The organism is Lentiprolixibacter sp. (assembly GCF_982873095.1).
On the sequence record NZ_CEYNTP010000145.1, the window covers coordinates 1 to 7,187 of the forward strand.

At 42.7% G+C, this 7,187-nt stretch carries 7 protein-coding genes; all 7 read right to left on the reverse strand.

From position 1 onward, the window contains the following. Window positions 1-41: 41 nt before the first annotated feature. Entirely contained in the window at window positions 42-1,061 is a 1,020-nt protein-coding gene (locus AC4E7D_RS09425; protein ID WP_490173548.1) for an electron transfer flavoprotein subunit alpha/FixB family protein, read from the reverse strand. Between the two features lie 21 nt (window positions 1,062-1,082). Beyond that, a complete protein-coding gene (locus AC4E7D_RS09430; RefSeq protein ID WP_490173549.1) occupies window positions 1,083-1,958 on the reverse strand; it encodes an electron transfer flavoprotein subunit beta/FixA family protein in 876 nt (291 codons plus the stop codon). Window positions 1,959-2,109: 151 nt separating this feature from the next. Next, window positions 2,110-2,976 (reverse strand): enoyl-ACP reductase FabI, encoded by an 867-nt coding sequence (locus AC4E7D_RS09435; protein WP_490173550.1) that lies wholly within the window; start codon window positions 2,974-2,976, stop codon window positions 2,110-2,112. Window positions 2,977-3,085: 109 nt separating this feature from the next. Further along, complete coding sequence (gene recN, locus AC4E7D_RS09440) at window positions 3,086-4,738, reverse strand: DNA repair protein RecN (RefSeq protein ID WP_490173551.1); 1,653 nt, start codon at window positions 4,736-4,738, stop codon at window positions 3,086-3,088. A 58-nt stretch (window positions 4,739-4,796) separates the two neighbouring features. Then, window positions 4,797-5,687, reverse strand: a complete 891-nt coding sequence (gene porD, locus AC4E7D_RS09445) for a type IX secretion system protein PorD (RefSeq protein ID WP_490173552.1) — start codon at window positions 5,685-5,687, stop codon at window positions 4,797-4,799. Beyond that, window positions 5,680-6,885 carry a bifunctional phosphopantothenoylcysteine decarboxylase/phosphopantothenate--cysteine ligase CoaBC gene (gene coaBC / locus AC4E7D_RS09450; RefSeq protein ID WP_490173553.1) on the reverse strand — a complete coding sequence of 402 codons (1,206 nt, stop codon included), beginning with the start codon at window positions 6,883-6,885 and terminating at the stop codon, window positions 5,680-5,682. Before coaBC ends, porD begins: the two co-directional genes overlap by 8 nt. 1 nt (window position 6,886) lies before the next feature. Continuing rightward, window positions 6,887-7,187: DNA-directed RNA polymerase subunit omega (locus tag AC4E7D_RS09455; protein WP_490173554.1), on the reverse strand; the 301-nt coding region annotated here is incomplete at its 5' end.

The following is a 7,187-nucleotide window of genomic DNA, read 5'->3' on the forward strand; positions in this document are numbered from 1 at the left end:
TTTTAAATTTTGAGTTAGTCCTAACGCTGCATTATAAACACTTACTTGGCGTTTGCTTTGTAAAACTTGATCATCTTAGGAATTACTACCCCTAAATCACCGTGAATCACATAATCGGCAATTTTGTTAATTGGCGCTTCAGGATCGTTATTAATAGAAATTATCATGGAAGCATCCTGCATTCCAGCAGTATGTTGGATGGCTCCTGAAATTCCTGCAGCTATATATAACTTAGGTCTTACCGTTGTGCCGGTTTGCCCAATCTGACGATTATGATCAATAAAACCAGCATCTACAGCTGCTCTTGAGCCCCCTACTTCGCCTCCTAATAACTCAGCTAGTTCTTCCAGGAGTTCAAAATTTTCTTTTGAACCAACCCCATAACCGCCAGCTACAATAATTGGAGCTTCTTTAAGATTAACATCTGATTCCTCTATATGTCGTTCAATAATTTTTACTGCAAAATCTTCTTCCTTAACCACAGCGTTTACATCAACTTCAACAATTTCCGATTTATAATTTTCATCATAAATCTCTTTCTTCATAACACCTTCTCTTACAGTAGCCATTTGTGGATGCTGATCCCAATTTATAATGTTTGCCATTATACTACCTCCAAAAGCAGGGCGTATTGCATACAGCAAATCTTTATATAATTTCTTTTCCTTCTTTACGAAGTGATCTCCGATGTCCAAGATGGTGGTATCAGCAGTTAATCCGCAATTTAGCGCTGAAGCCAGTCGAGGTGCTAGGTCCCTACCTACGGATGTAGCTCCAAACAATACTATTTGTGGATCTTCCTGTTTCAACAAATGTGTAGCTAAAGACGAGTGAGGCAAGGTTCTATAAGGCTCTAGCCGTTTATCATCTGCGATATATATTTTGTCAACACCAAATGGTGAAACCTGACTTTGTATTTTATCTAGTTTACTGCCAAAAACCATAGCTTCAAGCGGACAACCTAATTTTATGGCCAGTTTTTTACCGGTTGATAATAACTCCAAGCTTATTTCTGCAACTTTTTGATTTTCAACTTCGCAATAAACAAATACGCTTTTCATTTGAATTCAATTTATTGGTTATTATCCGATTGTATGGTGTTCAATCAATTCTATTATCATGCCTTCAATATCAGAATCAGAATCAGTCAAAACTTTAGCTTCACTTGCAGTTAAAACAACACTTTCTACACTTTTAACTTTTGTTGGTGAACCTGAAAGTCCAATTTTTGATATTTCTGCATCAATATCTTCAACCCCCCATTCTGGAATGGTTAAATAGGGTCTTTTTGCATGTAATGCCTTCATAAACTCATCATTCCTCTTCATTTCGGAATTAGTTCTGGCATATTTATATTGCATTACGCGCTTAGCTTCCTTAGATCTGCAGGCTGGAGAAGCACCATGTACTGTCATTAAACATGGTAAGGGAGAAGAAACAGTCTCAACGCCTTTTGATAATCTACGTTTTGCAACAACCTCATCATTGGTAATTGAAATGACTTCTTCAACATAGGTTACTTGAGGTATTCCTAATTTTTCTGCACATTGAGGTCCTACCTGAGCAGTATCTCCATCAATGGCCTGTCTTCCACACATTATGATATCAAAAGAAGCTAATTTTTTAATTGCTTTTACCAGTGTATAACTTGTTGCCAAAGTATCTGCGCCTCCAAAACGCTTATCAGAAATCATAATTCCATTATCAGCTCCTCTATATAGACTATCCCTAATAATATCCGCAGCTCTTCTTGGACCCATTGTCATAACGGTAATTTCTGTTTCAGGAATCCTGTCTTTTAAATTAAGGGCTAATTCTAAAGCATGTAAATCGTCTGGATTAAATACTGTATCCAATTTTCCTCTGTTAACAGTACCGTCAGGTTTCATTGCGTCAGGACCGACGTGCCTGGTATCAGGCACTTGCTTTATAAGTACAACTATTTTTAGTGGTCTCATATATGTTATTTGAATTGTATTGATAAACGTGACCTAATTTAGAACTTCTTTTTCGTGAAAAAGGTGACATAACTCATGCTTAAGAAAAAAATGACACAAAAAAAAGAGGCCTAAAAACTAGACCTCTTTTAAATTGAAAATATATTTAAGATTACTTCTTTCTTGCTTTTTTAACGGTTTCTGCAACAGATTCTTCAGGAGCGTTGTTTTTCATAAAATCTTCCATTATTGCAGTACTAACTCCCATATTTGAGAATCCACCATCATGGAATAAGTTTTGAAGCGTTACTTTCTTTGTTAAATCCGAGAATAGCGTTACAATATAATCTGCACATTCTAGTGCAGTTGCATTACCAAGTGGTGACATTTTTTCCGCAAAAGCCAAGAAACCGTCAAATCCTTTTACTCCACTGCCAGCTGTTGTTGGTGTTGGGGATTGTGAAATAGTATTGACTCTTACTTTCTTATCTCTCCCGAAGAAATAACCAAAACTGCGGGCGACAGATTCTAAATAGGCTTTATTATCTGCCATATCATTATAATCTGGAAATACACGTTGCGCTGCCATATACGTCAATCCCACAATACTTCCCCATTCACTAACAGCGTCTTTATTATAAAGCACACTCATTGTTCTATGGAAAGATAAAGCCGAAACATCCCAACCTGTTTTAGTGAAGTTGTAATCTTGATGTGTATAGGGATTTCCTCTTCGCACATTTACAGACATGCCAATAGAGTGTAACACAAAGTCTATTTTACCTCCTAAGATTTCAATAGCTTTATCTACCAAATTCTCAAGATCCATCATTGAAGTTGCGTCTGCAGGAATGACTTCAGAATTTGTTTTTTCTGCCAGTTCAGAAATAGACCCCATTCTTAAAGCAATTGGTGCATTAGTTAGTACAAACGTACCTCCTTCTTCATGAATTCGCTCTGCGGCTTTCCAAGCAATAGAGTTCTTGTCCAGTGCACCGAATATGATTCCTTTTTTGCCTTTTAGTAAGTTGTAAGCCATGGTGTTTCTTTTTGGTATTAGTTGGGCGCAAAGATATTAAAAATTGAGGAGGCGCAATACGTTAATTCCCGACCCTCTGTGAAGAGTGAAACGGTCCTTTCATCAAGCATTAGTTGAGGAGCTGACGGGCATGTGCCAGCGCAGATTCTGACAGGGATTTTCCGCCCAACATTTCCGCGAGCTCCACCACCCTTTCATCAACAGTGAGGGCTTTCATGCGGGTATGGGTTTTCCCTCCTACGTCTTCCTTGTACACTTTAAAATGCTCGTCACCTTTGGAGGCTACCTGCGGCAAGTGGGTAATGGAAAACACCTGCATCCGCTTGCTCATCCTTACCATAATATCACCCATGCGCTTGGAAATCTCCCCGGAAACTCCGGTATCTATTTCATCGAACATCATGGTTGGCAGGCTCTCGTACTCAGCAAGTATGGCCTTGATCACCAGCATGATCCTGGATCGCTCCCCTCCTGACGCCACTTTCTTCAAAGTCCCAAAATCCGTACCCTTATTGGCAGAAAAACCTATAAAGAGGCTTTCCTTGCCATTTTTATTAAAATCGGGCAGAGGATCAAGCTGGATCTGAAATCTTGCGTTAGGCATGCCAAGGGGCGCGAGCAGGCTTTCTAACTCCGATATGAGTTTGGGGATTACCGCCTTTCTACGCTGGCTCAGGTCTGCAGCTTTTTTATCCAGTTCCTTTTTAAGGCGCTCAAGCGCTTCTCTCTTTTCCTGTATTACCCCATCCAGGTTGTCTGTAAGCTTTACCTTATCCTCAAGTTCCTGTTTCAAACGTATCAGGGCCGCTACAGATGGTACCGCATGCTTTTTCTGCAAGGCATATATCGACTGAAGCTGTGTTTCAACTTCTTCCAACCGCCTGGGATCAACCACCAGGTCCTCCCTGCATGACTCCAATTCTGCTGACAGGTCGTCCAATTCAATATAGCTTGAATGTATCCGATCTGCCAGTTCCCTGTAACGGGGGCCAAATCCACTGAGCCTGGTGCTCAGTTGTTTTAATTGGCCAAGTGCTGCCAACACCCCTATCTGCTCGTCCTGTAAGAGCTGGGTGCCAGCGGATAACTTCTCCATTATCTCCTCCACATGACTCAATTGCTCCTGCTCCGCTTCCAGGTCTTCCTGAACTACATTTTCCAGATTGGCTGTTACCAGTTCATTCAGCAAAAAGCTGTTGTAGTCGTAGTCCTTGAGGGATTGTTGCTGTTCGGCCAGCAGTTCCTGTACCTCCGTTTCAGTTGATCTGTAATGCTGTAGTTGTGTCCTGAATTGACGGAGCAGTTGGGCGTTCCCTGCCAGGGCATCAACTACTTTTAATTGAAAATCTGACGCTGTCAATTGAGAGGTTTGGTGCTGGGAATGCACATCGATAAGTCTTGCCCCGAGGGAACTAAGCACATCCAGGGTAACCGGGGTGTCGTTGATAAATGCCCGGGATTTACCACTGGGTAGAATTTCCCTTCTCAAGATGGTGTGATCATCATAATCGAGGTCATTTCCGTCAAAAAAAGAAGCCAAACCATAAGCTGAAATCCGGAATTCAGCTTCGATAATGCATTTCTGTTCCTGGTCCCGTAATGCTGACCGGTCAGCCCGTTTTCCAAGGACCAGCGAAAGACCATCGAGGAATATGGACTTCCCCGCCCCGGTTTCTCCGGTAATGGTGGTAAAACCTTTACCGAACGACACATTGAGGTCGTCAATCAGGGCATAATTTTTTATGGATAGCTGACTGAGCAATGCTGTTTTTTTACGAGATGTAAAGATAACAGAATCGCCCTGCAAAAAATGCTCCTGTTTAGTATTTTATTTCGTTCCAGGTAGAGGTATAGAAAGGTGCCACACGGTTTAAGGTCTCCTTTAGGGCAACAATGTCCACCTTGGGCCCATCTGAAAAAATGTTCCGGATCTCTTCTGCCTTGGCATCGAAGAATGTCTGAATCAGGAAGGCATTGGGCCGTCTTTTGATCAGGGTTTCAAAAAGCCGCATCGAACCGGAGATGACCTGCTTCCCCGTGCTGTTATTATCCCCGAGGATATCCAGGCCTTTTCGGTGGTAATTGTACATGGCAATACGGTATTCCCTGAACGTATTGGAAAGCAGATTGTCAATCAATACAAAACGCGTCCTGTTGGAGGTCGCAGACTGGCTCCAGCCTGAAAAATTAGATCCCTGGGCCTGCGTAACAATTTGTTGTGCCTTCTTATAGAGTTCCGTTCCTCCTTCAAGAGAAAAGGTGTCCGCATCGAGTCCAAGGATGATATAGGCATAGTAGGCCATAACCCCTATGAGGTTGGATTCAAAGATATTCTCGTTGAATACCAGCGGCTGAAATTCTATATAATTGAAATTGAAATCGTTGTCCTTGTAATTGAAAACAGGGGATTCATAGGAGGTGTTGAATACCGGCCTAGAGGACTGTATCTGAATATTGGCTTCAAAGAAGTTATTTTCAAACTGGGTAACGGTGATGAACATTCGGCAGTTGACCCGCTCATTTTCCCTGTAAATGCGGTTTGTCCACTTGGTTTTGTTCATGAAATCGTTCAGGGAACGTTCCAGGGTCTGAAAAATTTGCTGATTGGTTTGGCTAACCTGGTCTGAATTCACTGTAACAGTGCAGGTCAATTCCTGGGAATAGGCGGTTAGCACAAAGAAAAAGACGATAAGAAACCCCCACTTACGCATGCAGTCGACTTAAAATTTCGGCCCAGATGTCTTTAGCGACCTCGGCCTTTGTTTTAAGTTCAAACGGTTTTTGGTCAAAATTCTTATCTATAAAGGTGATTTTGTTGGTTTGACCCCCAAAGCCAGCCCCTTCATCCCTCAGGGAATTCAGTACAATGGCATCCAGGTTTTTCCGTTCTATTTTTGCCCGGGCATTGTCCAGTTCGTTATCTGTTTCCAAAGCAAAACCCACCAGATACTGTTTCTTTTTCTTCTGGCCCATGGAAAGCAGGATATCCCTGTTGGGGACCAATTCCAGCTCAAGGGAAGCCTCTGATTTCTTGATCTTCTGGTCGGCCTGTTCTTTTGGCCGGTAGTCTGCCACCGCAGCTGCTGCGATAGCGATATCCGTTTTGTCAAAATGTTGGTGTACCGCCTGATACATGTCCTCTGCAGACACTACGGCTATCATTTCAATATTCGGGTGCTCAACTTGCAGATGCGTGGGGCCTGTAACCAAAACAACCTGTGCCCCAAGATCAGCAGCGCTGCGTGCCAATTCAAAGCCCATAAGCCCGGTGGAGTGGTTGCCAATAAATCGCACAGGATCTATGGCTTCATGGGTAGGCCCGGCTGTAATCAGGACGTTTTTATTGAAAAGCGGGGAAGCTTTCCTGAAATGATCATTAATAAAGGAGAGTATTTCTTCAGGTTCCGCCATGCGACCTTCCCCGTGAAGCCCACTTGCCAGTTCTCCGCTACCTGCAGGAATCATAATATTTCCGAATCCTTGTAAAGTATCCAGAGTAGCACGTGTACTGGGATGCCTGTACATGTCCAAATCCATGGCAGGGGCGAAAAATACCGGGCATTTAGCAGAGAGATAGGTAGCCAGTAGCAGGTTGTCACACGTGCCGCTAGCCATCTTGGCCAGGGTATTGGCAGTCGCAGGAGCTATCAGCATAACATCTGCCCATAAGCCCAACTCCACGTGATTGTTCCAATCCACACTTTTTTCTTCCCGGTCTACAAAGTCAATAAGTACTTTGTTTTTAGATAAGGTAGCCAGGGTAAGGGGGGAAACAAAATCGCCGGAACTCGGTGTCATTACAACGCGCACCTCCGCTCCGGCTTTAATAAATAATCGTACAAGAAAAGTGGTCTTGTAGGCAGCAATACCTCCGGTAATGCCTAAGAGGATTTTTTTACCGCCCAACATTTTATTCCCCGTCTTTCTCGGTATTCCTGTAGTAGATTTTATCCTCCAACCACTCCAGAATGGCCAAGGCATGTGGTTTTGGCAATTTCTCGTAGAATTTGGACACTTCAATTTGCTCCTTATTCTCAAAAACTTCCTCCAGACTATCGCTGTAGGTGGCAAATTCCTCAAGTTTCTCGAGCAGTTCCTTTTTGATCTCGGCGTTTATCTGTCCAGCACGTTTGGCCGTAATGGAGATGGCTTCGTAAATATTATCCGTTTTGTCGTCGAATTCGTCCCTGTTGTAGGTAACCGTAGAAACC

Coding starts and splice junctions, on each gene's coding strand:
- AC4E7D_RS09425 (WP_490173548.1), bottom strand. CDS start 1,061: ATGAAAAGCGTATTTGTTTATTGCGAAGTTGAAAATCAAAAAGTTGCA.
- AC4E7D_RS09435 (WP_490173550.1), bottom strand. CDS start 2,976: ATGGCTTACAACTTACTAAAAGGCAAAAAAGGAATCATATTCGGTGCA.
- AC4E7D_RS09430 (WP_490173549.1), bottom strand. CDS start 1,958: ATGAGACCACTAAAAATAGTTGTACTTATAAAGCAAGTGCCTGATACC.
- coaBC (WP_490173553.1), bottom strand. CDS start 6,885: ATGTTGGGCGGTAAAAAAATCCTCTTAGGCATTACCGGAGGTATTGCT.
- porD (WP_490173552.1), bottom strand. CDS start 5,687: ATGCGTAAGTGGGGGTTTCTTATCGTCTTTTTCTTTGTGCTAACCGCC.